Source organism: Modestobacter sp. SYSU DS0511, assembly GCF_054050755.1.
The window spans coordinates 77728-103004 of sequence record NZ_JBJGZY010000015.1 but is presented as its reverse complement, the minus strand read 5'-3'; the positions used below and the strand labels follow the sequence as shown (position 1 = coordinate 103004).

16 protein-coding genes are annotated in these 25277 nt (G+C 73.8%); 8 read left to right on the top strand and 8 right to left on the bottom strand.

The window, feature by feature from the left end; genetic code table 11:
• Together ACI783_RS09910 and mce are read right to left on the bottom strand one after the other, a co-directional pair.
• A partial coding sequence (locus ACI783_RS09910; protein WP_457140288.1) for a hypothetical protein occupies positions 1 to 973 on the bottom strand: 973 nt, incomplete at its 3' end.
• Between the two features lie 109 nt (positions 974 to 1082).
• Positions 1083 to 1556 carry a methylmalonyl-CoA epimerase gene (gene mce, locus ACI783_RS09905; protein WP_457140287.1) on the bottom strand — a complete coding sequence of 158 codons (474 nt, stop codon included), beginning with the start codon at positions 1554 to 1556 and terminating at the stop codon, positions 1083 to 1085.
• Positions 1557 to 1695: 139 nt separating this feature from the next.
• On the opposite strand from mce, the gene ACI783_RS09900 reads away from it, so the two are divergent.
• The 6 genes from ACI783_RS09900 (at position 1696) to ACI783_RS09875 (ending at position 8821) form a co-directional block, all read left to right on the top strand.
• On the top strand, positions 1696 to 2901 hold the full coding sequence (locus ACI783_RS09900) for an acetyl-CoA C-acetyltransferase (protein ID WP_457140286.1): 1206 nt from the start codon (positions 1696 to 1698) through the stop codon (positions 2899 to 2901).
• On the top strand, positions 2898 to 3980 hold the full coding sequence (meaB, locus tag ACI783_RS09895; protein WP_457140285.1) for a methylmalonyl Co-A mutase-associated GTPase MeaB: 1083 nt from the start codon (positions 2898 to 2900) through the stop codon (positions 3978 to 3980). The genes ACI783_RS09900 and meaB overlap by 4 nt, the downstream gene beginning before the upstream one ends.
• On the top strand, positions 3977 to 5449 hold the full coding sequence (locus ACI783_RS09890; RefSeq protein ID WP_457140284.1) for a phytoene desaturase family protein: 1473 nt from the start codon (positions 3977 to 3979) through the stop codon (positions 5447 to 5449). Before meaB ends, ACI783_RS09890 begins: the two co-directional genes overlap by 4 nt.
• 80 nt (positions 5450 to 5529) lie before the next feature.
• Entirely contained in the window at positions 5530 to 6039 is a 510-nt protein-coding gene (locus ACI783_RS09885) for a MarR family winged helix-turn-helix transcriptional regulator (RefSeq protein ID WP_457140283.1), read from the top strand.
• 50 nt (positions 6040 to 6089) lie between these two features.
• Entirely contained in the window at positions 6090 to 7781 is a 1692-nt protein-coding gene (locus tag ACI783_RS09880) for an acyl-CoA mutase large subunit family protein (protein WP_457140282.1), read from the top strand.
• A gap of 62 nt (positions 7782 to 7843) precedes the next feature.
• On the top strand, positions 7844 to 8821 hold the full coding sequence (locus ACI783_RS09875; RefSeq protein WP_457140281.1) for a tetratricopeptide repeat protein: 978 nt from the start codon (positions 7844 to 7846) through the stop codon (positions 8819 to 8821).
• Between the two features lie 117 nt (positions 8822 to 8938).
• Here the strand turns inward: ACI783_RS09875 and ACI783_RS09870 are convergent, their stop codons facing one another.
• The 5 genes from ACI783_RS09870 to ACI783_RS09850 form a co-directional block, all read right to left on the bottom strand.
• A complete protein-coding gene (locus ACI783_RS09870; protein ID WP_457140280.1) occupies positions 8939 to 10360 on the bottom strand; it encodes a neutral zinc metallopeptidase in 1422 nt (473 codons plus the stop codon).
• A 95-nt stretch (positions 10361 to 10455) separates the two neighbouring features.
• Positions 10456 to 13548 carry a 1,4-alpha-glucan branching protein GlgB gene (gene glgB / locus ACI783_RS09865; protein WP_457140279.1) on the bottom strand — a complete coding sequence of 1031 codons (3093 nt, stop codon included), beginning with the start codon at positions 13546 to 13548 and terminating at the stop codon, positions 10456 to 10458.
• 58 nt (positions 13549 to 13606) lie between these two features.
• A complete protein-coding gene (locus tag ACI783_RS09860) occupies positions 13607 to 14977 on the bottom strand; it encodes a maltokinase N-terminal cap-like domain-containing protein (protein WP_457140278.1) in 1371 nt (456 codons plus the stop codon).
• The gene (gene treS / locus ACI783_RS09855; protein WP_457140277.1) at positions 14977 to 16839 is read right to left on the bottom strand and encodes a maltose alpha-D-glucosyltransferase; all 1863 of its coding nucleotides are present in this window, start codon (positions 16837 to 16839) and stop codon (positions 14977 to 14979) included. Before treS ends, ACI783_RS09860 begins: the two co-directional genes overlap by 1 nt.
• A gap of 102 nt (positions 16840 to 16941) precedes the next feature.
• Positions 16942 to 18954: an alpha-1,4-glucan--maltose-1-phosphate maltosyltransferase gene (locus ACI783_RS09850; RefSeq protein ID WP_457140276.1), complete on the bottom strand. Its 2013-nt coding sequence runs from the start codon at positions 18952 to 18954 to the stop codon at positions 16942 to 16944.
• Positions 18955 to 19149: 195 nt separating this feature from the next.
• On the opposite strand from ACI783_RS09850, the gene glgP reads away from it, so the two are divergent.
• Both glgP and ACI783_RS09840 read left to right on the top strand, forming a co-directional pair.
• Positions 19150 to 21699, top strand: coding sequence for an alpha-glucan family phosphorylase (gene glgP / locus ACI783_RS09845; RefSeq protein ID WP_457140275.1), 2550 nt, complete (start codon positions 19150 to 19152; stop codon positions 21697 to 21699).
• Between the two features lie 217 nt (positions 21700 to 21916).
• Complete coding sequence (locus tag ACI783_RS09840) at positions 21917 to 22885, top strand: FHA domain-containing protein (RefSeq protein WP_457140274.1); 969 nt, start codon at positions 21917 to 21919, stop codon at positions 22883 to 22885.
• 167 nt (positions 22886 to 23052) lie between these two features.
• Here ACI783_RS09840 and glgX read toward each other — a convergent pair whose 3' ends face one another.
• The gene (glgX, locus tag ACI783_RS09835) at positions 23053 to 25224 is read right to left on the bottom strand and encodes a glycogen debranching protein GlgX (protein WP_457140273.1); all 2172 of its coding nucleotides are present in this window, start codon (positions 25222 to 25224) and stop codon (positions 23053 to 23055) included.
• Positions 25225 to 25277 lie beyond the last annotated feature (53 nt).

Genomic DNA, 25277 nt, shown 5'->3' with positions numbered 1-25277 from the left:
CCCCGCCCCCCCCCCCCCGCCCCCCCCCCCCCCCCCCCCCCCCCCCCCCCCCCCCCCCCCCCCCCCCCCCCCCCCCCCCCCCCGCGGGCCGCTGCTCGGGAGCCTGCTGCGCTGGCTGCCCGGCCGGGCGGGCCGTCGGCGCGGGGCGGTCGCCGAGGTCGGGCAGCTGCTCCAGGAGCGTGCGCACGTCGGTGAGCCGCTCGGCGAGCTCGTCCCGGACCGCCCGGATGGCGGCCGCGGAGGCCTCCGCCTCGGTGACGGTGCGGTGCGCGTGCTCGTCGGCGGCGGCCACGCGCTGCTGGGCGGCGGCCACGGAGTCGCGCTCACGCTCCTCCTCCAGCCGGGCGGCCTCGGTGCGCCGGATGCGCATCGCGATCTCGAAGTCCTCCTCCGCCTTGGTGCGGCGGGCCTGCGAGTCGGCGTCGAGGCGGGCGACCCGCTCCTGCGCCTTGGTGACCAGCTCGTCGGCGCGGGCCTGGGCCTTCACCGCGACCTGCTCGGCGTGCGCCCGGGCCTCGGCGACGAGCCGCTCGGCCTCGGCCCGGCTGGCGGCCGACCGTTCCCCGAGCGCCCGCTCCTCCCCGGTGATCCGCTCGCGCACCGCCTCGGCCTCGGCGGCGACCGCCGCCTGCAGCTGCGCGGCGTCCTCCTGGGCGGCCCGGCGGATCTCCGCGGCCTCCTCCTCGGCCAGCCGCAGCATGTTCGAGATGCGCTCGCCCATGTTCTCGAACGTGGGCGCACTGGCGCTCGCGGCCCGGCGGCGCAGCTGCTCCACCTCGCCGTGCAGGGCCTGCAGCTGGCGGGCCAGGTCGGAGGAGCGCGCCACCGCGGCGTCCCGATCGGCGATGGCGACCCGCAGGTCGGCGTCCATCCCGGCGAGGGTCTCGTGGACCTGTTCGCGGTCGTAACCCTTGCGCACCACGTCGAAGCCGGGGCCGCCGTCGCGGAAGAAGTCGTCACGAGGGTCGCTCATGGGCGACATCCTCGCAGAGAACCGGCGCCGGGTCAGCGTGTCCCAGGCCGCTGCGCGGGCGGCTCCCGGGGAGCCCGGCCGGGGGCCGCGATCCGGGCCGGAGAGCCGCTCAGCGGTCGGCGGGGCCGCCGGCCGGCTCGACGAGCTCGACCAGCACGCCGCCGGCGTCCTTGGGGTGCACGAAGTTGACCCGGCTGCCGGCGGTGCCGCGGCGCGGCGAGTCGTACAGCAGGCGCAGTCCGCGGTCGCGCAGCGTCTGCGCGGCGGCCTCGACGTCGGTCACCCGGAAGGCCAGCTGCTGCAGGCCCGGGCCGGAGCGGCCGATGAACTTCGCGATCGTCGACTCGGGGGTGAGCGGGGCGAGCAGCTGGACCCGGGTCTCCCCGTCGCCGACGACGAGCATCGCCTCCCGGACGCCCTGCTCCTCGTTCGTCTCCTCGTGCACCGACCGCACGCCGAACGTGCCGGCGTAGAAGGCGACCGCCTCGTCCAGGTCGGGCACCGCGATGCCCACGTGGTCGATGGTGGTGAACATCCCGGCGGGCAGCCGGCTGTGCGCGTCGTCGGGCACGGCATCGGTCATGCCGGGCATCCTGCCGAAGGAGACGCCGGGGCCGTCGTCCGGGCCCTATCCTCGACGGGTCCCGCAGCGGTGCGGAAGGCCGCGCCGCGATCCCGGAGCAGGCCGCCAACGGCGGCGGCCGGAGCCACTGGAGGCCCCGATGAGCCAGCCCGCCCCCACCCGCTCGGTCATCGTCGGCGGCGCCCGCACGCCGATGGGCCGGCTGCTGGGTTCCCTCAAGGACTTCAGCGCCGCCGACCTCGGCGGCGTCGCCATCAAGGCGGCCCTCCAGCGCGCCGGGATCACCGGCGACCAGGTCGACTACGTGATCATGGGCCAGGTCGTCCAGGCCGGTGCCGGGCAGAACCCCGCCCGCCCGGCCGCGGTCGCCGGCGGCATCCCCATGTCGGTGCCCTCCTTCACGCTGAACAAGGTCTGCCTCTCCGGCATCGACGCCATCGCCCTGGCCGACCAGCTCATCCGGGCCGGTGAGTTCGACGTCGTGGTGGCCGGTGGCATGGAGTCGATGACCCGGGCGCCGCACCTGCTGCCCAGCTCGCGCACCGGCACGAAGTACGGCGACGCCGCGCTGGTCGACGCGATGGCGCACGACGGCCTCACCGACACCTTCGACCAGGTGGCGATGGGGGCGCTCACCGAGCAGGCCAACAGCCGCTACGGGCTGACCCGGGAGGAGCAGGACGCGTTCGCCGCCGCCAGCCACCAGAAGGCCGCGGCCGCGCAGAAGAACGGCCTGTTCGACGACGAGATCACCCCGGTGCTCATCCCGCAGCGCAAGGGCGACCCGATCGAGTTCCGCGAGGACGAGGGCATCCGCCCGGACACCACCGCGGAGAGCCTGGCCCGGCTCCGGCCGGCCTTCGCCCCCGACGGCACGATCACCGCGGCCTCGGCGTCGCAGATCTCCGACGGCGCCTGCGCGGTCGTGGTGATGTCCGCGGCCAGGGCCGCCGAGCTCGGCTGCACCGTGCTGGCCGAGATCGGCGCGCACGGCGTCGTCGCCGGCCCCGACGCCACGCTGCAGACCCAGCCGTCCCGGGCCATCGCCAAGGCGTGCGCCCGCGAGGGGATCGACCCGGCCACCCTGGACCTGGTCGAGCTGAACGAGGCCTTCGCCGCCGTCGGCATCGTCTCCACCCGTGAGCTGGGCATCGACCCGGAGCGGGTCAACCCCAACGGCGGGGCGATCGCGCTGGGCCACCCGGTCGGGATGAGCGGTGCCCGGATCGTGCTGCACCTGGCGCTGGAGCTCCGCCGCCGCGGCGGCGGGGTGGGCGCCGCCGCGTTGTGTGGCGGTGGCGGCCAGGGTGACGCGCTCATCCTCCGGGTCCCCGCCGCGGCGTGACCGAACCCGACCCGCTCGCCGTCCAGGCACCGGCCGCCGGCCCGGGACGGCGGGGCCGGCGGGCGGCCGACGTGCCGGCGCTGGTCGCGGGGGCCCGGGAGGGCGACGCCCGGTCGGTGGCGCGGCTGATCTCGCTGGTGGAGGACGCCAGCCCGCTGCTGCGCGACGTCGCGGCCGCGCTGGCGCCGCACACCGGCTCCGCCCGGGTCGTCGGTCTCACCGGACCGCCCGGGGTCGGCAAGTCGACGACGACCACGGCGCTGGTGCGGGCCTTCCGGGCGCGCGGTGAGCGGGTGGGGGTGCTCGCCGTCGACCCCTCCTCACCGTTCTCCGGCGGCGCGCTGCTCGGTGACCGGGTGCGGATGCAGGACCACGCCGGCGACCCCGGGGTGTTCATCCGGTCGATGGCCTCCCGCGGGCACCTGGGCGGGCTGGCGTGGGCCACCCCGCAGGCGCTGCGGGTGCTCGACGCGGCCGGCTGTGACGTCGTGCTGGTCGAGACGGTCGGGGTGGGCCAGTCGGAGCTGGAGGTCGCCTCGCTGGCCGACACCACGCTGGTGCTGCTCGCCCCGGGCATGGGCGACGGGATCCAGGCGGCCAAGGCCGGGATCCTCGAGGTCGCCGACGTCTTCGTGGTCAACAAGGCCGACCGGGACGGCGCGGACCAGACCGTCCGCGACCTCCGCGCGATGCTCTCCCTCGGCGGCCGGCACGCCGACGCCGGGGAGTGGCGGCCACCGATCGTGAAGACGGTGGCCAGCCGGGGCCAGCACTCCCGGGACGGGGACAGCGGGGTGGACGACGTGGTGGCCCGGCTCGACGAGCACGCCGCCTGGCTGGCGTCCTCGGGGCAGGGGCGCCGGCGCCGGGTCGCCCGGGCCGTCCGCGAGGTCGAGGCGATCGCCGTCGCCGGGCTGCGCGAGCGGATGGGGGACGTCGGCGGCGCAGCCGCGTTGCCGGCCCTGGCCGAGCGGGTCGTGGCGGGCGAGACCGACCCGTACCGCGCCGCGGACGAGCTCATCGCGCACCTGCAGGACCCGGCGGGCAGGATGGCTCCCGTGCAGAGGTCAGCCAGGTGAACGGGACCCCGGACGCGGTCGTCGTCGGAGCCGGCCCGAACGGGCTGGCCGCTGCCCTCCGCCTGGCCGCGGCCGGCCTCTCCGTGCGCGTGGTGGAGCGCGGCGAGCAGCCCGGCGGCGGGCTGCGCACCGAGGAGGTGACGCTGCCCGGCTACCGGCACGACATCTGCTCCACGGTGCACCCGATGGCGGCCAGCGCGCCGTTCTTCACCGAGTTCGACCTGGCCTCCCGCGGGGTCCGGCTGCTGCAGCCGGAGGTCAACTTCGCCCACCCGCTGGACGGCGGCCGGGCCGCGCTCTCGGTGCACGACCTGGACCGGACGGCCGAGTCGCTCGGCCGGGACGCCGCGGCCTACCGGCGGCTGTTCGGGCCCCTGCTGCGGCACGCGGACGACATCGTCGACTTCTTCCTGACCTCGGCCTTCCGCCGGCTGCCGGTGCGCGGCGCGCCGGCGATCGCCGCCTTCGGCCTGCAGGGGCTGCCGAACATCGAGTTCCTGGCGAACCGCTGCTTCGCCGACGACGAGGCGAAGGCGCTGGTCACCGGCGCCGCGGCGCACGGGATGCTCGACCTCACCCGGCCGCTGACCGCGGCGCTGGGCATGTTCCTCGGGATGCTCTCCCACCACCAGGGGTGGCCGGTGGTCCAGGGCGGGTCCCAGGTGCTCTCCGACGCCATGGTCACCGCGCTCGAGCAGCAGGGCGGTGAGGTCGTCACCGGGCACGAGGTCACCGACCTGCGCGAGTTCGCGGGGGTGCCCGCCGTCCTGCTGGACACCTCGCCGGGGGCCTTCGTGGCGATGGCCGGCAACGGCGTCACCGACGGGTACCGGCGCTGGGTGCACCGGTACCGGCACGGGCCCGGGGTGTTCAAGGTCGACTGGGCGCTGTCCGAGCCGGTGCCGTGGACCAACCCCGACGTCCGGCGGGCCGGCACCGTGCACGTCGCCGGCACCATGGCGGAGACGATCGCGGGGGAGGCGGCCCCGGCCGGCGGGCGGATCACCGACCGGCCCTACGTGCTGGCCGTGCAGCCGACCGTCGTCGACCCCTCCCGCGCGCCGGAGGGCGGGCACGTCTTCTGGGCGTACGTGCACGTGCCGCACGGGTCGACGGTGGACATGACCGAGGCGATCGAGGCCCAGATCGAACGCTTCGCACCCGGCTTCCGCGACACGATCCTGGCGCGGCACACCATGCACGCCGGGGAGATGGAGCACTGGAACCCCAACGACGTCGGCGGCGACATCTCCAACGGCGAGGCGTCACTGCGGCAGATGCTGTTCCGCCCGGTGCCCCGCTGGAACACGTACAAGACGCCGATGGCCGGGGTCTACCTCGCCGGTGCGGCCACCCCGCCCGGGCCGGCCGTGCACGGTCACTGCGGCGACAACGCGGCCCGGGTGGCGCTCCGTGAGGTGTTCGGCATCCGCCGCGCGCCGGAGCTGCGCCCCGCTCCTCCCGCCTGACCCGTTCGCCGGGTGTCGACTCGTCGACAGGTCGACGGGTCGACGGGGGCGGTCGGCGGCCGGAACTACGCTCTGCGGTCATGGTCCGACCCCTGGGGCTGCCCTTCGACCCGATCGAGCGCGCGGCGGAGACCTGGGCGGAGCGCTTCGGCCCGGCGGCCTCGATGCGTGCGGCGACGTCGGTGTTCCGGGTGCAGCAGATCCTGCTCGCCCGATTCGACGAGGCGCTGCGCCCGCACCGGCTGACCTTCGCCCGCTACGAGGTGCTGGTGCTGCTCACCTTCTCCCGCACCGGTCAGCTGCCGCTGAAGGTGATCGGCAGCCGGCTGATGGTGCACCCCACCAGCGTCACCAACGCGATCGAGCGGCTGGTCGCCGCCGGCTACGTCGAGCGGCGCCCCAACCCGACCGACGGCCGGGGGGTGCTGGCGGCGATCACCGACGCCGGCCGGGAGGTCGTCCCGCCGGCCACCGAGGCGCTCACCGGTCAGGACTTCGGCCTGGCCGGCCTGCCCGAGCACGAGCTGGACACCTTGTTCGCCATCCTCAAGAAGGTGCGGCTGGGCGCCGGCGACGTCGCGCCGGACTGACCGGGCCGCGGACGCTGGCCGCAGATGCTAGGACGTCCTAGCATCTGGTCATGACCGAGCCCGCGGGCAGCGAGGCCCGCCAGCGCTGGCAGCAGCGGTACGACGCGGCGCTGGCCGCCGGGCGGGTCCGGGCGGCCGACTTCACCACGCTCTCGGGGGTGACCGTCGACCCGGCCTACGGGCCCGCCGACGAGCGCACCGTCCCCGGGTTCGAGCGGATCGGCTGGCCGGGGGAGTTCCCGTTCACCCGAGGGCTGCACCCCACCGGCTACCGCGGCCGGCTCTGGACGATCCGCCAGTTCGCCGGGTTCGGCAACGCCCGGCAGACCAACGAGCGGTTCCGGTCGCTGCTGGCCGCCGGCGGTGGCGGGCTGTCGGTCGCCTTCGACATGCCGACGCTGATGGGCCGGGACTCCGACGACCCCCGCGCGCTCGGCGAGGTGGGCCACTGCGGGGTCGCGGTCGACTCCGCGGCCGACATGGACGTGCTGTTCGACGGCATCCCGCTGCAGGACACCACGACGTCGATGACCATCAGCGGCCCGGCCGTCCCGGTGTTCTGCATGTACCTGGTCGCCGCCGAGCGCCAGGGGGCGGACGTGTCGACGCTGGACGGCACGCTGCAGACCGACATCTTCAAGGAGTACACGGCGCAGAAGGAGTGGCTGTTCGCCCCCGGACCGCACCTGCGGCTCATCGGCGACCTGATGGAGTTCTGCGCCGCCGAGCTCCCCGCCTACAAGCCGGTCTCGGTGTCCGGGTACCACATCCGGGAGGCCGGTTCCACGGCTGCGCAGGAGCTCGCCTACACGCTGGCCGACGGCTTCGGCTACGTCGAGCTGGGGCTCTCCCGGGGGCTGGACGTCGACGTGTTCGCGCCGGGGCTGTCGTTCTTCTTCGATGCGCACATCGACTTCTTCGAGGAAATCGCCAAGTTCCGGGCCGCCCGGCGGATCTGGGCGCGCTGGCTGCGCGACGTCTACGGCGCCCGGACGGCGCGGGCCCAGCAGCTGCGCTTCCACACCCAGACCGCCGGGGTCTCGCTGACCGCCCAGCAGCCGGAGAACAACATCGTGCGGACGGCGGTCGAGGCGCTCGCCGCGGTGCTCGGCGGCACCAACTCGCTGCACACCAACGCCCTCGACGAGGTGCTCGCGCTGCCCAGCGCCAAGGCGGCGCAGATCGCGCTGCGCACCCAGCAGGTGCTCGCCGAGGAGACCGGGGTGGCGAACGTGGCCGACCCGCTCGGCGGCTCCTGGTACGTCGAGGCGCTCACCGACGAGCTGGAGCGCCAGGCGGAGGAGGTGTTCGCCCGGATCCGCGAGATGGGCTCCGACGGCTCGATGACCAGCGGCATCCTGCGCGGCATCGAGGACGGCTGGTTCACCGGGGAGATCGCCGAGGCGGCGTTCACCTACCAGCGGGCCCTGGAGAAGGGCGAGAAGAAGGTGGTCGGGGTGAACACCCTGACCGACTCGGTGCAGGACGGCGACCGGCTGGAGGTGCTGCGGGTCGGCCACCAGGTCGAGCTCGACCAGCGGGCCGAGCTGGCCACCCGGCGGCAGGCCCGCGACGACGCGGCCGCCCGGGCCGCGGTGGCCAGGATGGTCGAGGTGGCCCGCACCGACCAGAACATGGTGCCGGCGATGCTCGACGCCGCCCGGGCCGAGGCCACCCTCGGCGAGATCTGCGACGCCCTCCGCGCCGAGTGGGGCACCTACGCCGAACCGGCGAGGTTCTGAGCCCGCACGCGGCCGACATCCCACCTGGTCGACGACCGGGTGCATGGGGTGACAATGGGTCCATGCAGCCGAACCGCCCTGCTCGTCCCGCCGCCCCGCGCGACCCCCGCGCCGCCGCCCAGCAGGCGCAGATGGCCGCCTCCCTGGCCGGTGCCGTCGACCTCGCCGCGGTCAAGGCGCGCAGCGAGGCGGCGGCCCGGGCGCAGGCCGCGCCGCCCCCGTCGGCGAGCGCGCCGGCCGGCGCCCCGGGCAGCGCCGTCGTCGACGTCACCGAGGACACCTTCCAGTCCGAGGTCCTCGACCGCTCCTTCCAGGTGCCGGTCGTGCTCGACCTGTGGGCCGAGTGGTGCGGCCCCTGCAAGCAGCTGTCGCCGGTGCTGGAGAAGCTGGCCACCGAGGGCGCCGGCTCGTGGGTGCTGGCCAAGGTCGACGTCGACGCCAACCCGGCGCTCGCCCAGGGGCTGCGGGTGCAGGGCATCCCGGCGGTCAAGGCGGTGTGGCAGGGCCAGCTGGTCGCCGAGTTCACCGGGGCCATCCCGGAGGAGCAGGCCCGCCAGTTCGTCACCGAGCTGGTCGCCGCCACCACCGGGGGCGCGGTGCCCGGCGCCGAGGGTGAGCCGGCCGAGCCGGAGGACCCGCGGCTGGACGAGGCCGAGGCCGCGCTGGACCGTGGTGACCTGACCGCCGCCGAGGCCGCCTACCAGGCGATCCTCGACGCCGAGCCCGAGCACCCCGTCGCCGGGCTCGCGCTGCGCCAGGTGCAGCTGTTCCGCCGGGCCGAGGAGGCCGGGCCGGAGGCGCTCAACGCCGCCGACGCCGCACCCGACGACGTCGCCGCGCAGACCCGCGCCGCCGACCTGCTGCTCGGCACCGGCAACGTGGAGGCCGCGTTCGACCGGCTGCTGGACGTCATCCGCCGCACCGCCGGTGAGGACCGCGACCTGGCCCGCAAGCACCTGGTCGAGCTGTTCGGCGTCGTCGGCGACGACGATCCCCGGGTCGGCGCCGCCCGCCGCGCGCTCACCCTCGCCCTCTACTGATCGGTTCCGGTTGGATCAGGTGACCTGACCAGAATCCGTCCTCCCGCACCGATGCTGGTGCGGGAGGACAGCCGTTGATCAGGTCACCTGATCACTCCGTGAGCGGAGGGGCGCGGCTCAGCTACCGAGGCCGCAGGCGGTCGGGCCTTCGAACACCCCGGCGCGGAAGACGTCGACCAGCTGGAAGCCGGTCAGCCCGACGTCGGCGATGACCTCGGGGTCGTCGCTGTACTCGAGCAGGAACGAGACGCTCTCGTCGGCATCGCCGGGGGAGATCCGGATGCTGGGCACCTCCTCCTCGAGCGCCGCCGCGGTGAAGGCCCCGGCCAGGCACACGGAGGAGCGGACCGCCTCCTGGTCGTCGGTCGACAGCCCGAGCTGGTCGCGCACCGCCAGGCCGTACGGCACGGCGACGGCGGTGAGCACGGCGTAGTCGCCCAGGTCGTCGTAGAGCGGCCGGGTGAGGTCGGCCTCGTCGAAGGCGACGGTGCCCTCCGCCGGGCAGTAGACCAGGTCGCCCTCGGGCCGGCTCCCGGCGCAGCCGGGCGCCGTCCGGGTGAACGGCTGCAGCTCGGGGGCTCGGAACTCCTCCCCGCGGGAGTCGAGGACCGCCGTCCAGAACTCCGGGAAGGACGTGGCGATCAGGCTCTGCACGTCGGCGTAGGGCGCGTCGCCCCCGGTGAGCAGGTCCTGGTCGGAGAACTCGCGCTGGGTGTACGGGCGGTCGGGGCCGAAGGCGTCCCGGCAGGCCGTCGGGCCGTCGTCGAAGCCCTGCTGGAAGGCCGAGACCCGGTCGAAGTACGAGCCGTGGGCCTCGCCGGCGTCGAGCCCGGTACCGACCGGGTCGCGCAGCAGCAGGTAGCCGCGCAGCACGTCGTCCAGCTCCGCCGGCCGGATCGAGTTGTGCGGTGCCTCCCCGTCGGCGACCCACCGGGTCCAGGCCCCGGCGAAGCAGTCGGCCTGGGTCTCGATCGCGATGGAGGCCTGGACCGGGTAGCCCACGCGGCCCTGCACGGCGTGGCCGAACTCGTGGGCCATCACCAGCGCCGGGATGAAGCGCCCGTAGCCCTCGGACCCACCGGTGCCGAAGGCCAGCTCGCCGAGGAACGCCCGGTCGTACTGGATGGCGTCCCCGTTGGGGTACTGCTGGCTGGGCCCGCAGTAGAAGGCGTTGTCCTCGACCGCCTCGGGGGGCTCGCCGCAGCCGATCTCGCCCCCGGGGTAGGCGGTGGGGTCGATGTCGGCGGGGTCGACGGAGTAGTAGCCACCGGTCAGCGGTGGGAACTGCTGCTGGTAGACCGGGCCGAACTGGTCGGCCCACCAGGTGTTCAGGTCGGCCAGCGCGTTGCGGGCGAGGCGGTCGACGTCGGAGTCGACGGCCCCGATGATCGGGAACTCCTCCGGGTCGACGTCGCCGCGCACGTCGACCAGCGGGGTCGCCGAGCCCTCGATGAAGGTGACCGCACACCCGCTCAGCGCCGTGGTCCCGAGCGTCGCGGCCAGCGCGAGGCCGGCGAGCCGGCGCGAGGAGATGGGCATCGGCTCCCTGTCGTACGGGCCACCGGGCCGGTGGCGGTCACCCCGCGGGACGGCGGAGGTGGCGACGGCCCCGCGGGACCGTCGCCACCTCCGGGTCACTCCTGGGTACCGGCCTGCGCCGGCTCCAGCCCGGTGCCCGGCCCCTCGGCGGCACCGGAGGCCTCGGCGGCGGCGATCTGCGCCTGGTCGGCCGGGGCGCCGGAGTCGGGCAGCTCGGGCTCGGGGCCCTCGTGCACGAGCCACACGGTGGCCAGCGGCGGAGCGGTGAGCGTCGCCGACCACGGCTGCCCGTGCCAGGCCTCGGCCACGGCGTCGACGCCGCCGAGGTTGCCCACGCCGGAGCCGCCGTAGCCCTCCGAGTCGGTGTTGACCAGCTCGCGCCAGCGGCCACCCCTCGGCAGCCCGATCCGGTACTCGTGGTGCGGGGTGCCGGAGAAGTTGGCGACGCAGGCCAGCACCTGGCCGTCCTTGCCGTAGCGCAGGAAGGTCAGCGTGTTGCCGCCGGCGTCGTTGGCGTCGATCCACTGGAAGCCGGCCGGGTCGACGTCCTGGGACCACAGTGCCTCGGTCTCCTTGTAGACCGTGTTGAGGTCGCGGACGAGGTCCAGCACGCCCCGGTGTGCTGGGTCGTCGAGGTGCCACCAGTCCAGCGAGCGGCTCTCCGCCCACTCCGAGAGCTGGCCGAACTCCGAGCCCATGAAGAGCAGCTGCTTGCCCGGGTGGGCCCACATGTAGCCCAGGTAGGCGCGCAGGTTGGCCAGCTGCTGCCAGCGGTCCCCGGGCATCTTCCGCAGCAGCGACCCCTTGCCGTACACGACCTCGTCGTGGCTGATCGGCAGGACGTAGTTCTCCGAGAACGCGTAGACCAGGGAGAACGTCAGCTGGCCGTGGTGGTAGCTGCGGTACACCGGCTGGTTGGCCATGTAGCCCAACGAGTCGTGCATCCAGCCCATGTTCCACTTGAAGCCGAAGCCCAGGCCGCCGAGGTAGGTGGGCCGGGTGACGCCCGGCCAGGCGGTCGACTCCTCGGCGATCGTCACGACGCCGGGCACCTCGCGGTACACGGTCGCGTTCATCTCCTGCAGGAACGAGACCGCGTCCAGGTTCTCCCGGCCGCCGTACTGGTTGGGCGTCCACTCGCCGTCGTTGCGGGAGTAGTCCAGGTAGAGCATCGAGGCGACGGCGTCGACCCGGATGCCGTCGACGTGGAACTCCTGGGCCCAGAACAGCGCGTTGGCGACCAGGAAGTTGCGCACCTCGGGCCGGCCGAAGTCGAAGACGTAGGTGCCCCAGTCCGGCTGCTCACCGCGGCGCGGGTCGGCGTGCTCGTACAGCGCGGTGCCGTCGAAGCGGGCCAGCGCCCACTCGTCCTTCGGGAAGTGCGCCGGCACCCAGTCGACGATGACGCCGATGCCGGCCTGGTGCGCGCGGTCGATCAGGTAGCGCAGGTCGTCCGGGCTGCCGAAGCGTGAGGTGGGGGCGTAGTAGGAGGTGACCTGGTAGCCCCACGACCCACCGAAGGGGTGCTCGGCCAGCGGCATGAACTCCAGGTGGGTGAACCCGGCGTCCGTGACGTAGGCGACGAGCTCGTCGGCCATCTCGCGGTAGGACAGCCCCTGGCGCCACGAGCCGGCGTGCACCTCGTAGACGCTCATCGGCCGCTCGTGCCACCTGCCCTCGGCGCGCTGGGCCAGCCAGTCGCCGTCGCCCCACTCGTGCGTGGACTCGGTGACCACGGAGGCGTTCGACGGCGGCACCTCGGTGGCGAACGCCATCGGGTCGCTCTTCACCCGCCACTGCCCGTCGGCGCCGAGCACGTGGTAGCGGTAGCGGGTGCCCACCTGCACGCCCGGGACGAAGACCTCCCAGACCCCCGAGGAGCCCAGCGACCGCATCGGGTAGGCGCGCGCCTCCCAGTAGTCGAAGTCGCCGGTGACCTTCACGCCGCGGGCGTTCGGCGCCCAGACGGCGAAGGAGACGCCGTCGACCGGGCCGCCGGGGGTGTCGTAGTGCCGGACGTGCGCACCGAGCACGGTCCACAGCTTCTCGTGGCGGCCCTCGCGCAGCAGGTGCTGGTCGAGCTGGCCGAGCGTGGGCAGCCAGCGGTACGGGTCGTCGACGGTGTAGGTGTCGGTGCCGCCCTGCCCGTTGGGGTAGACGACCTCGATGCGGTAGTCACCCGGCTGCTGGGGCAGGCGGGCTTCGTAGATGCCACCGCCGTGCAGCTGGTGGGCCTCGTACCGGGTGCCGTCCTGGTCGACGACCACCACGGCCACGGCGTCCGGCCGCAGCGTGCGGACCGCCCAGCCCTCGGGCAGCCGGTGCGCACCGAGCACGCCGTGCGGGTCGTAGGACCAGCCTTCGACGACGGCGCGCAGCTCCTCCCCGGTGACCTCGCGGCCGGCCGGGGTGGCGTCCTCGGGCACCGACGTGCTCACCGGCGCCTGCCCGTCCGGCAGGGCTGCCACGAGCTCGGTGGCGGCCGGCTCCGGGACGTCGCCGGGGGCGGGCGGCAGGTCGGTGACCTCGCCGACGACCAGGTCGCCGGTCGCCGTCTCGGCCGTGGTGGCCTCGGCGTCGACGGTGTCCGGTGCGGGCTCCGTGCCGGATGCGGAGGCGGTCTCGGCCGGGGAGCTGCCGCCGGTGCCGGCGTGCTGGCCGTCCTCGGGCGCCTGCGGGGTGCTCGGCGCGGCAGGGTCGGGGCTCGGCGGCTCGGGCTGGGGGGCCGGGGGTGCGCTCGGGTCGCCGGGCTCGGCGATCGGGGCCGGGGCGACGACCGGGGCAGCGGTCACCTTCTTGGCGGCGGCCTTCCGGGTGCGCTTCGCCGGGGCGGCATCGCCCTCGGCGGCCGCACTCTCGACAGACGGGGCCGCCTTCTTCGTCGTCCGCTTGGCGGCCTTCTTCGCCGGCGGCGCCTCGCCGGCGGGCTCGGTCTGCTCACCGGCGCCGCCGGCTGCGGCGGCCGCCCGCTTGGCCGGGGTCTTCGCCGGGGCCTTCTTCGCCGGGGCCTTCTTGGCGGCGGCCTTGCGCGTGGTCTTCTTCGCCGGCTGCGCGGCGTCGGCCGGGTCGGTGTCGGTCGCGGCGGCCTCATGGACGGCGGCCGTCTTCTCCTCGACCCGGCGCATCAGCTCGTCCTTGCCGGCCGGCTCGGGGTCGGGGGAGCGCCCCTGCGTGTCCTCGGTGCTCATCGGTGTCTCCAGGTGCTTCTCGGTGGTCCGTGGTCGTCTCAGGCCGGGCCGTCCGGCGTCAGTCGCCGGAGGTCAGCCGGGACAACGAGCTCAGCGGGATCATCAACCAGTGCGGCCGGTTCCGCGCCTCGTAGACGCACTCGTAGACCGCCTTGTCCGCCTCGAACGCGCGAAGCAGGGCCGAGTCGGCCGACAGCGGCACCCCGCCGGCAGCGGAGTAGCCCGCGCAGAAGGCGGCCCGGTTCCGCTCGGCCCACTCCTGGGCGCGGTAGGCCCGCTGCGGGTCGTCGGGCTGCTCGACCAGCATGTGCCGGGCCGCGTAGTCGAAGCTGCGCAGCATGCCGGCGACGTCGCGCAGCGGGGTGTCCAGCTCGCGCCGGGCGGCCAGCGGCCGGGCCGGCTCGCCCTCGAAGTCCAGCACGATCCAGCCGCTGGTGGTGCGCAGCACCTGGCCCAGGTGCAGGTCGCCGTGCACCCGCTGGCGGGTGACCGGCTCCTCGCTGTCGGCCACCGCGGAGTAGAGCGTGCGCAGCCCGTCGGCGTGCTCGGCCAGGTCCGGGACGACGGCGAGGGCCGCCTCCAGCCGCTGGGTCATCTGCTCGCCGAGGGTGCGGTACCAGTCCCGGTCGGCCGGCTCGACCGGCAGCACCCGGGCGAGGTCGGCGTGCACCGAGGCGGTGGCCTCGCCCAGCCGCTCGCTCTCACCGGCGAAGTCCCCGCCCACCTCGTCGGCGTGCAGGTCGCCCTCGGCGTAGAGGTCGCGGACGCTGGAGGTGGCCAGCCGCCAGCCATCGCTGGCGTTGGGGACGAAGGTCTGCAGCATGGCCACGGTGGCCGGCTCGTCGCCGGGGGCGCCGTCGATCTCGATGTACCCGAGCAGCCCGGCGATGTGCGGGTTCTCCGCCCGGCGCAGGGCGTCGTGGATCTCGACGTCCGGGTTCAGCCCGGGCTCGAGCCGGCGGAACAGCTTGAGGATCGCCGTCTCGCCGTAGACCAGCGAGGTGTTGCTCTGCTCGGTGGAGACGATGTCGCCGGGCAGCCCCTCGGGGATGTGCGCGACCCCCGCCGGGTGGAAGTGCATGGGGCCCACGGTGGAGGCGGCCACCAGGTGGGTCAGCCACGGCACGGTGGCGTCCCGGTCGCGCATCGCGTCGTAGGCGTAGTTCTCCGTGCCGTTGGCGCCGGTCACCGCACCGATGAAGGCGCTGGACAGGTCCTCGGCCGGCGACTCGCGCCAGGAGAGGGGGACCAGGTAGGTCTCGGTCGCCCCGTCGGTGTAGGTGACCTGCACGCGGTGGACGGAGAGGACCGGGTCGGACTGGTCGAGGAAGAACCCCTCGTCACTGACCTCGGCCCACTCGCGGCCCTTGCCGCCGAACCAGCGCTGTCCCGGCATCCAGCCGGCCAGCAGGTCGGTCACTGCAGTCATCAGGCCTCTCCCTCACGGTCGGTGGTCGTGGCGGCCTCGCTGCCGAGACCCCCGCTGCCCGCCGGGGCGCCCTCGGAGACGAGACCGGAGTCCAGCAGGGACCGCGCGACGTTGCTGCTCGTCGTGCTCTCCCAGTCCTCCTCGTCCTCGGGTGTCGTGTCGACGGGCTTCTGCAGCTCGAACCAGTAGAAGCCGTGACCGCCCAGGGTCAGCATGTAGGGCAGCACCCCGATCTGGGGGAACTGCACGCGCCCGGTCAGCTCGACCGGGGTGTAGCCCTCGAAGCGCCGCAGGTCCAGCTCCACCGGCTGCGGGAACCGGGACAGGTTGTTCACGCAGAGCACGATGTCGTCGCCGAACTCGCGCACGAACGACAGCACGGTCGGGTTGCGGGAGCCGATCTCGGTGAAGCTGCCGACGCCGAAGGTCGGGTGCTGCTTGCGGATCGAGATCATCGTGCGGGTCCAGTGCAGCAGCGAGTTCGAGTTGCGGAGCTGGGCCTCGACGTTGGTCACCTGGAACCCGTAGACGGGGTCGGCGACCAGCGGCAGGTGCATGCGCTGCGGGTCGGCGGTGGAGAAGCCGCCGTTGCGGTCGGGGGTCCACTGCATGGGGGTGCGCACGCCGTCGCGGTCACCCAGCCAGATGTTGTCGCCCATGCCGATCTCGTCGCCGTAGTACATGACCGGCGACCCGGGCAGCGACATCAGCAGGGCGGTGAACAGCTCCAGGGTGTCCAGGTCGTTGTCCAGCAGCGGGGCCAGCCGGCGGCGGATGCCGATGTTGGCCTTCATCCGGGGGTCCTTGGCGTACTCGCCCCACATGTAGTCCCGCTCCTCGTCGGTGACCATCTCCAGGGTCAGCTCGTCGTGGTTGCGCAGGAAGACGCCCCACTGGCAGTTCTCCGGGATGGCCGGCGTCTGGGCCATGATCTCGGAGATCGGGAAGCGCTGTTCGCGCCGCACGGCCATGAACAGGCGCGGCATCACGGGGAAGTGGAACGCCATGTGGCACTCGTCGCCGTCCTCGCCGAAGTACTCGACGACGTCGGCCGGCCACTGGTTCGCCTCGCACAGCAGCACCCGGTCGGGGTACTCGGCGTCGACGACCTTGCGCAGCTTCTTGAGGAACTCGTGGGTGCGGGGGAGGTTCTCGCAGTTGGTCCCCTCCTCCTCGAACAGGTAGGGGACGGCGTCCAGCCGGAACCCGTCGACGCCGAGGTCCAGCCAGAACCGCAGGGCGTCGATGATCGCCTCCTGGACCTTCGGGTTCTCGAAGTTCAGGTCGGGCTGGTGGCTGAAGAACCGGTGCCAGAAGTACTGCTTGCGGACCGGGTCGAACGTCCAGTTCGAGCTCTCGGTGTCGACGAAGATGATCCGCGCGTCGGCGTAGCCGGTGTCGTCGTCGGCCCACACGTAGAAGTCGCCGTAGGGACCGTCCGGGTCGCTGCGGCTGGCCTGGAACCAGGGGTGCTGGTCCGAGGTGTGGTTCATGACGAAGTCGATGATCATCCGCATCCCACGCGAGTGGGCGGCCTCGATCAGCTCCTTGAAGTCCTCGATGTCGCCGAACTCCGGCAGCACCGCGGTGTAGTCGCTGACGTCGTAGCCGCCGTCGCGCAGCGGGGAGGAGAAGAACGGCGGCAGCCAGAGGCAGTCGACGCCGAGCCACTGCAGGTAGTCGAGCTTGCCGATCATGCCGCGCAGGTCGCCGATGCCGTCGGCGTTGCTGTCGGCGAAACCGCGGACCAGCACCTCGTAGAAGACGGCGCGCTTGAACCACTCGGGGTCGCTCCCCGGGGGAGGGAGGATCGACTGCTCGCCCGCGCCGGAGGTCGACTGGGCGGGGACGGGGAGGGTCATGGAACTCGGTCCTCGTTCGTTCTCGGGGGTGCTGGGCGGTGCGACGGCGCCGGCCGCGGCAGGTCCGGCGCCGTCGCGGGGTGAGGACGGTCGGGAGACCCGTCAGGGGGTCAGCGGGTCCACCGGTGCGGCCAGGCTGCGGTGCACGGTGAACACGTGGGCCGGCTCCCGGTAGGGGTCGAGCTCGACGTAGTTGTGCTGACCCCAGTCGTAGTGCGCGCCGGTGAGCTCGTCGGTGACGGAGAACCGGTCGGACCAGTCGAGCCCCAGGGCCGGCATGTCCAGTGACGTGGTGCCGATCTGGGTGTAGCTGCTGTTCAGCGAGACCACCACGAGCACCGCGTCGGGCGAGCCGGGGTCGGTCTTGGAGAAGCAGAGCAGGTTCTCGTTGTCGATGTGGTGGAACCGCAGCGTGCGCAGCTGCTGCAGCGCCGGGTGTGCCCGGCGGACCTCGTTGAGCCGGCGCAGGTAGGGCGCCAGCGTGCGGCCGCTGGCCTCGGCGCCGGCCCAGTCGCGGGGGCGCAGCTGGAACTTCTCGGTGTCCAGGTACTCCTCGCTGCCCGGGCGCAGGCCGACGTGCTCGAACAGCTCGTAGCCGGAGTAGACGCCCCAGGTGGGGCTCATCATCGACGCCAGCACCGCGCGGATCTTGAACATCGGCGGCCCGCCGACCTGCAGCGTCTCGTGCAGGATGTCCGGGGTGTTCACGAAGAAGTTCGGTCGCATGTAGTGCGAGCTGGCGGCCAGCTCGCGGCCGTACTCCTCCAGCTCCCACTTCTCCGTGCGCCAGGTGAAGTAGGTGTAGCTCTGGGTGAAGCCCAGCCGGGCGAGCTGGTGCATCATCGCCGGCCGGGTGAACGCCTCGGCGAGGAACAGCACGTCCGGGTCGGTCTTCTTGACCTCCCAGATGAGCCAGTGCCAGAAGTTCAGCGGCTTGGTGTGCGGGTTGTCGACCCGGAACACCCGCACCCCGGCGTCCATCCAGTGCCGCACCACCCGCAGCACCTCGGCGTAGATGCCCTCGGGGTCGTTGTCGAAGTTGATCGGGTAGATGTCCTGGTACTTCTTCGGCGGGTTCTCCGCGTAGGCGATCGTGCCGTCGGGCTTGGTGGTGAACCACTCCGGGTGCTCGCGCACCCACGGGTGGTCCGGCGCCGCCTGCAGGGCGAGGTCGAGCGCGACCTCCATGCCCAGCTCGCGGGTGCGGCCGACGAAGGCCTTGAAGTCGTCGAGGGTGCCCAGCTCGGGGTGGACGGCGTCGTGCCCGCCCTCGTCGCTGCCGATCGCCCAGGGGGAGCCGACGTCGTCCGGGGTCGCGACCAGGGTGTTGTTCTTCCCCTTGCGGTTGACCTTGCCGATCGGGTGGATCGGCGGCAGGTAGACCACGTCGAAGCCCATGTCGGCGATCGCCGGCAGCCGCTCGGCGGCCTGGGCGAACGTGCCGTGCGTGGGCCGGCCGCCGACGACGGGGCCCTCCGAGCGCGGGAAGAACTCGTACCAGGAGCCGTACAGCGCCCGCGGGCGGTCGACCCACAGCTCGTGGTCCTGCGTCGGGGTGACCAGCCGGCGCACGGGGTGCTCGTACAGGAACTGCTGGAGCGCCGGCGCGAACGCCGGGGCGATCCGGGCGGTGAGCTCACGGCCCTCGTCGCGGAGCGCGCCGACGGCGTCGTACAGCGCGGGGCGGTGCTCCTCGGAGACGGCGGCGGCGACCTCCTCGAGCAGCCGGGCGCCGGACTCCAGGTCGTTGGCGAGCTCGTCGGCGCCCTGGCCGGCCTCGACCTTGACCTCCACGTCGTGGTGCCAGGTGCTCAGCGGGTCGTCCCAGGCCTCGATCCGGAAGGTCCACAGGCCCTCCCGGTCGGGGACGACCGTGGCGGCCCAGCGGTCGGGCTCGGGCCCGAACTTCCGCATCCGGGTCAGGGAGGGCGTCCCCGCGGTGCCGTCCGGGGGCGTGAGCACCACGGTGGCGGCCACGGCGTCGTGGCCCTCGCGGAAGACGGTGGCGGTGATCGGCAGGTGCTCGCCGACCACGGCGCGGGTCGAGAACGACCCGCACGACACGACGGGGGCGACATCGGTGATGCCGAGGCGGAGGTCAGCGCGGCCAGTCATCGCGGCAACGCTATCCACATCCGCGCTGGTGGGCACTTCGGAGTGATCTCCCCTCCGCCAGGAGGGGGAGGCGGGCCGGTTCGCCGGACCCCTGCCCCCGACCCGCGAGCGCGGGGCCGGGCAGGGGTCGGTCGACGGGAGAACGCAGGTCGTTCGACCCGGTGCGGACCGGTCGCCGCGGCTAGGGTCGGGCCCGTGCGAGCTCTCCGCCGACTGACCGTCCGAGCCTCGCTGCCCGAGGCGCTCCTCCCGCTGTCCCAGCTGGTGACGAACCTGCGCTGGTCCTGGCACCCGGAGACCCGCGACCTCTTCGAGGCGCTGGACCCGGAGCTCTGGGCGTCCTGCGACGGCGACCCGGTGAAGGTCCTCGGCGAGGTCTCCGCCGATCGGCTGGCCACGCTGGCCGCCGACCCGGCGTTCCTGCAGCGGTTGCAGACCGTCGCCGACGACCTCCGCGAGTACCTCGACGCCCCGCACTGGTACCAGTCGCTGGGCGAGGGCGCGCCGGCGACGATCGCCTACTTCTCCGCCGAGTTCGGCATCACCGAGGTGCTGCCGCAGTACTCCGGTGGTCTGGGCATCCTCGCCGGTGACCACCTCAAGGCCGCCTCCGACCTCGGCGTCCCGCTGATCGGCGTCGGGCTGCTCTACCGGTCGGGGTACTTCTCCCAGGGCCTGTCCGCCGACGGCTGGCAGCTGGAGCACTACCCGGCGCTGGACCCGCACGGCCTGCCGCTGAAGCTGCTCCGGGACGCCGACCGCAACGCAGTGGTGGTCGCGGTGCCGCTGCCCGAGGGGCGCACGCTGCACGCGCACGTCTACCGCGCCCAGGTCGGCCGGGTCTCGCTGCTGCTGCTCGACAGCGACATCGAGGAGAACAGCCCGGCCGAGCGCGGGGTCACCGACCGGCTCTACGGCGGCGGTGAGGACCACCGGCTGCGGCAGGAGATGCTGCTGGGCATCGGTGGCGTCCGGGCGCTGCGCGCCTTCTGCTCGCTCACCGGCACCCCGCCGCCGGAGGTGTTCCACGCCAACGAGGGGCACGCCGGCTTCCAGGGCGTCGAGCGGATCCGCGAGCTCACCGAGTCCCACGGCCTGTCCTTCGCCGAGGCGCTGCAGGCGGTGCGCGGCGGCACGGTCTTCACCACCCACACCCCGGTGCCCGCGGGGATCGACCGCTTCCCCAAGGCGCTCATCGAGCGGTACTTCGCCGGGTTCGGCGTCCCGATCGACCAGCTGCTGCCGCTGGGCGCCGAGGACGACCCGAGCAAGTTCAACATGGCCCACATGGGGCTGCGGCTGGGGCAGCGGGCCAACGGGGTCAGCCAGCTGCACGGCCACGTCAGCCGGGACATGTTCGGGCCGCTGTGGCCGGGCTTCGACCCCGACGACGTGCCGATCGGGTCGATCACCAACGGGGTGCACGCCCCGACCTGGACCGCGCGCGAGCTGCTGGAGCTCGGCACCCAGACCACCAGCCAGGGCGATCCGCTCGAGGTGGACGGCGACGTGCACTTCGACGGCGTCGACCGCATCCCCGCCGCCGAGCTCTGGAACACCCGCCGGCTGCTGCGGAGCCGGCTGGTCGAGGAGGTGCGCCGCCGGGTGCGGGCCACCGCCGTCTCCCGCGGCGCGGCGGAGGCGGAGCTGGAGTGGACCGAGACGGCGTTCGACCCCGACGTGCTGACCATCGGCTTCGCCCGCCGGGTGCCCTCGTACAAGCGGCTGACGCTGATGCTGCGTGACCCCGGCCGGCTCAAGGCGCTGCTGCTGGACGACGAGCGACCGGTCCAGCTGGTCATCGCCGGCAAGAGCCACCCGGCCGACGACGGCGGCAAGCAGCTGATCCAGCAGATGGTGAAGTTCGCCGACGACCCGGAGATCCGGCACCGGATCGCCTTCCTGCCCAACTACGACATCGGCATGGCCCGCTACCTCTACTGGGGTTGTGACGTCTGGCTGAACAACCCGCTGCGGCCGCTGGAGGCCTGCGGCACCTCGGGGATGAAGTCGGCGCTCAACGGCGGGCTGAACCTGTCCATCCGCGACGGCTGGTGGGACGAGTGGTTCGACGGCCAGAACGGCTGGGCGATCCCGACCGCCGACGGCGTCGAGGACCCGGAGCGGCGGGACGACGTGGAGGCGCAGGCCATCTACGACCTCCTCGGCCGCCAGGTCATCCCGCGCTTCTACGAGGTCGACGAGGAGGGCATCCCGAGCCGCTGGGTGGAGATGGTCCGCGACACGCTGCGCGAGACCGGCCCGAAGGTGCTCGCCACCCGCATGGTGCGGGACTACGTGCAGCGGCTCTACGTGCCGGCGGCCGGCGCCGCCCGCGCGATGGCCGCCGGGGGCTACGAGCCGGCCCGCGCCGAGGCGGCCTGGCGGGCCCGGCTGCTGGAGCACTGGCCCGGGGTGCGAGTGGCCCACGTGGAGGCGACCGGTGTGGGGGAGACCCCGGAGATCGGCGGGGGCATCGGACTGCGGGCCGAGGTCGAGCTGCCGGGGCTCAGCCCGTCCGACGTGCTGGTGGAGGCGGCCTACGGCCGGGTGGACGACGCCGACGGGCTGCACGAGGTCACCACGCTGGAGCTGCGGCACGACGGTGCGGAGGGTTCGCGGCACTGGTTCACCGGAACCGTGCCGCTGGAGCGCACCGGCGCCTTCGGCTACACGGTCCGGGTGCTGCCGCACTCGGAGCTGCTGGCCACGCCGGCCGAGCTGGGGGTCGTGGTCAACGCCTGAGGAACGACACCCGCGCCGGCTCGGGCCAGCCGCTGAGCGGGGCCCGGCAGCGGGCCGACGGCTGACTGCTCACAGTCATCGAGCCGTAGCGGAACGTCACGGTCTCGGTGGTGAGGATGTGACCGCTGGTACGTGCCGGGCAGAACGGGTCGAGATCACGGCGCGGCACGCGGTGGCGGGCGGTCGGATGTGCGGGTCCCTCGTTAGGGTGGCCTCCATGCCCGACCGCTGTGAGGTGCTCCCCGGAGACTCTGTCGTCGCCCGCCGCGGCGGCGGCCTGCTGTGGGTCGACGCCCCCGGCTCACCGGCGCTGGTCGCCGCGCTGCACGCCTGTCTCGGCGTCAGCGGCCCCGGCGCCGACCGTGTGCTCGCGGCCGTCGCCGGACAGGTGAACCGGCTCTCCGACGGCCCCGTCTCCTTCGCCCTGGTCCTCGCCGACACCACCGACGGCGCCGGCTCCGGCGTCGCGCTGTGGTCGGGGAAGGGCCAGCCGGCCGTCGACGGGGTGCCGGTCTCCGGCTCGGCCGCCGACGGGTGCACCCTGGCCGCGGGCTTCGCCCTCGGGCAGACGCTGTACGTCGGCCCCGGGCAGCAGGCCGCGGCCATGCCGCCGGGGGTCGCGCTCGACCTCGTCGAGGGCACCGTGCCCGGCTCCGGTGCGCTGCTGCAGCTGGCCGCCGCCGTGCCGCCCGCCGTCGCCGTGCCGCGGTCCGCCGGCCTGCCCAGCGAGTCGCCCTTCACCGCGAGCACCGACGGGGGCTTCAGCGGCGCCGGGCGGGCCGCCTCCGCGGCGGCCGCCCCGTCGGGTGAGCAGACCGCCTTCTGGCGTCCGGAGCCCCCGGCGGCCCCGGTGCTCCGCTTCGACGACGGCATGGTCGTCACCGTCGACGAGGACCTGGTGCTCGGGCGCCGTCCCGACGGGCACGACCTGGTCACCAGCGGATCGGCGCGGCCGGTGCCGATCGCCGACACGCAGAACGTGCTGTCCTCGGCGCACGCCGCCATCCAGCGCTCCGGGCGCGAGGTGTCGCTGATCGACCTGGGCTCGCTCAACGGCACCCACGTCGCCGGCCCCGAGGCGACCGAGTGGACGCAGCTCGAGCCGGGCGTCCCGCACGTGCTCGCCGACGGCGACCGCCTGCTGCTGGGCTGGACCGTCATCACCTTCGAGCAGGCCGCGGAGTAACCGCAGCCCCACCCACGACCGCGGCCTCGTCCCTCCTGCCGGGGGGACGGGGCCGTGTCACGTGCGGCGAGCAGGTCCGCCGTCGATCATGACGGTGTTGCCCGCCGACACTCCGCTCACCGGCGTGTCGGCGGGCTGCTCGCCCATGGTCAACCTGAGGGACCCCGTCAGGAGGCGTGCGCCTCCGGCTGCGGCGGCCGCAGCACGCGCAGGGCCCACACCGACCGGCCGGGCAGCTGCACCGGGCCCGGGGCCACCGCCGTCGGCCGGGGTGGCTGGCCGGTGGGGTACTCGGTGGCCAGCACCAGCTCGTAGCCGTCGCTCCAGGGGGCACCCGGCAGGGCGACGTCGACCGCGTCGGCGCCGGCGTGCAGCCAGATCAGCCACGAGTCGTCGACCACCGGCCGCCCGCGCTGGTCGCGGTGCCGCAGCCCGCGGCCGTCGAGGTACATGCCCACCGTCTGCAGGTCGGCGTCGAACCAGTCACCGCTGGTGAGCTGCTCTCCGGTGGGGGAGAACCAGGCCAGGTCCCGGGTGCCGCCGGTGCCGACCACCTCGGCGCCCTCGAAGAAGGCCTCCTGGCGCAGCGCGGGGTGCGCCCGCCGCAGCCCGACGGCGTGCGCGACGAACGACCACAGGTCGGCGTCCATCGCGCCCCAGTCGATCCAGGAGACCTCGTTGTCCTGGCAATAGGCGTTGTTGTTCCCGCGCTGGGTGCGGCCCAGCTCGTCGCCGGCGGTGAGCATCGGCACGCCGGTCGACAGCAGCAGGGTCGCCAGGTGGTTGCGCACCTGGCGGGCCCGCAGCTCGGTGACCGACGGGTCGTCGGTGGGGCCCTCGACGCCGCAGTTCCAGTTGCGGTTGTGGCTCTCGCCGTCCCGGTTCTCCTCGCCGTTGGCCTCGTTGCGCTTGGTCTCGTAGGTGACCAGGTCGGCCATGGTGAAGCCGTCGTGCGCGGTGACGAAGTTGACCGAGGCGAACGGACGGCGGCCGTCGGAGCGGTAGAGGTCCGAGGAGCCGGTGAGCCGGTAGGCCAGGTCGCGCACCCCCACCCGTGCCCCGGACCACACGTCGCGCACGGTGTCGCGGTACTTGCCGTTCCACTCCGTCCACGGCGGCGGGAAGTTGCCCACCTGGTAGCCGCCCTCGCCGATGTCCCACGGCTCGGCGATCAGCTTGACCGTGCTGACCACCGGGTCCTGGTGCACCACGTCGAAGAACGCCGACAGCCGGTCGACGTCGTGCATCGAGCGGGCCAGCGCCGAGGCCAGGTCGAACCGGAACCCGTCGACGTGCATCTCGGTGACCCAGTAGCGCAGCGAGTCCATCAGCAGGCCGAGCACGGCCGGGCGACGGACGTCGAGGGTGTTCCCGCAGCCGGTGTAGTCGGTGTAGCGGGACGGGTCCTCACCGCCCAGCCGGTAGTACCCGCCGTTGTCGATGCCCTTGAACGACAGGGTCGGGCCGGTGTGGTCCCCCTCGGCGGTGTGGTTGTAGACGACGTCGAGGATCACCTCGATGCCGGCGGCGTGCAGCGCCTTGACCATGGCCTTGAACTCGGTGACCTGACCGCCGCGGGAGCCCACCGAGCTGTAGGCCGCGTGCGGGGCGAAGTAGCCCAGCGTGTTGTAGCCCCAGTGGTTGGTCAGCCCGCGCCGCAGCAGGTGCGGCTCGCTGACGAAGTGGTGCACGGGCAGCAGTTCGACCGCGGTGACGCCCAGGGAGACCAGGTGCTCGACGAAGGCCGGGTGGGCCAGGCCCGCGTAGGTGCCGCGCAGTGCCGGGGGCACGTCGGGGTGCAGCTGGGTGGCGCCCTTGACGTGCACCTCGTAGATCACCGTGTCCGACCACGGGGTGTCCAGCCGGGTGTCGCCGTCCCAGGGGAAGGAGTCGTGGATGACCACGCCCCGCGGCACGTACGGCGCGGAGTCCCGCGGGTCGGCGAGGTTCGGGTCGTGCCGGTCGTGCCCGAACAGCGCGTCGTCCAGGACGAGCTCGCCGTCGACCGCCCGGGTGTAGGGGTCCAGCAGCAGCTTGGCCGGGTTGTACCGGGCGCCGGACGCCGGGTCGAAGTGCCCGTGCACCCGGTAGCCGTAGCGCTGCCCGGGCCCGACGCCGGGCACCCGCCCGTGCCACACCTGGTGGGTGGTCTCCCGCAGCCGCTGCCGGTGCTCGGTGCCGTCGGCGTCGAACAGGCACAGGTCCACTCCCGACGCGCCGGCCGACCACAGGGCGAAGTTGGTGCCCGTGCCGTCCCAGTGCGCTCCGAGGGGCGCCGGCCTGCCCGGCCACACCTCCGCCGTGCCGCCGTGCCAGCGTGCCCCCGTCTGTCCGCTCACCCGGAGCATGGTGCCCGACACGGCCCGCCCAGTCCGTCGCGACGCCCGGCGGG

Coding starts and splice junctions, on each gene's coding strand:
- mce (WP_457140287.1), bottom strand. CDS start 1,556: ATGACCGATGCCGTGCCCGACGACGCGCACAGCCGGCTGCCCGCCGGG.
- ACI783_RS09900 (WP_457140286.1), top strand. CDS start 1,696: ATGAGCCAGCCCGCCCCCACCCGCTCGGTCATCGTCGGCGGCGCCCGC.
- ACI783_RS09885 (WP_457140283.1), top strand. CDS start 5,530: ATGGTCCGACCCCTGGGGCTGCCCTTCGACCCGATCGAGCGCGCGGCG.
- ACI783_RS09880 (WP_457140282.1), top strand. CDS start 6,090: ATGACCGAGCCCGCGGGCAGCGAGGCCCGCCAGCGCTGGCAGCAGCGG.
- ACI783_RS09875 (WP_457140281.1), top strand. CDS start 7,844: ATGCAGCCGAACCGCCCTGCTCGTCCCGCCGCCCCGCGCGACCCCCGC.
- ACI783_RS09870 (WP_457140280.1), bottom strand. CDS start 10,360: ATGCCCATCTCCTCGCGCCGGCTCGCCGGCCTCGCGCTGGCCGCGACG.
- glgB (WP_457140279.1), bottom strand. CDS start 13,548: ATGAGCACCGAGGACACGCAGGGGCGCTCCCCCGACCCCGAGCCGGCC.
- ACI783_RS09860 (WP_457140278.1), bottom strand. CDS start 14,977: ATGACTGCAGTGACCGACCTGCTGGCCGGCTGGATGCCGGGACAGCGC.
- treS (WP_457140277.1), bottom strand. CDS start 16,839: ATGACCCTCCCCGTCCCCGCCCAGTCGACCTCCGGCGCGGGCGAGCAG.
- ACI783_RS09850 (WP_457140276.1), bottom strand. CDS start 18,954: ATGACTGGCCGCGCTGACCTCCGCCTCGGCATCACCGATGTCGCCCCC.
- ACI783_RS09840 (WP_457140274.1), top strand. CDS start 21,917: ATGCCCGACCGCTGTGAGGTGCTCCCCGGAGACTCTGTCGTCGCCCGC.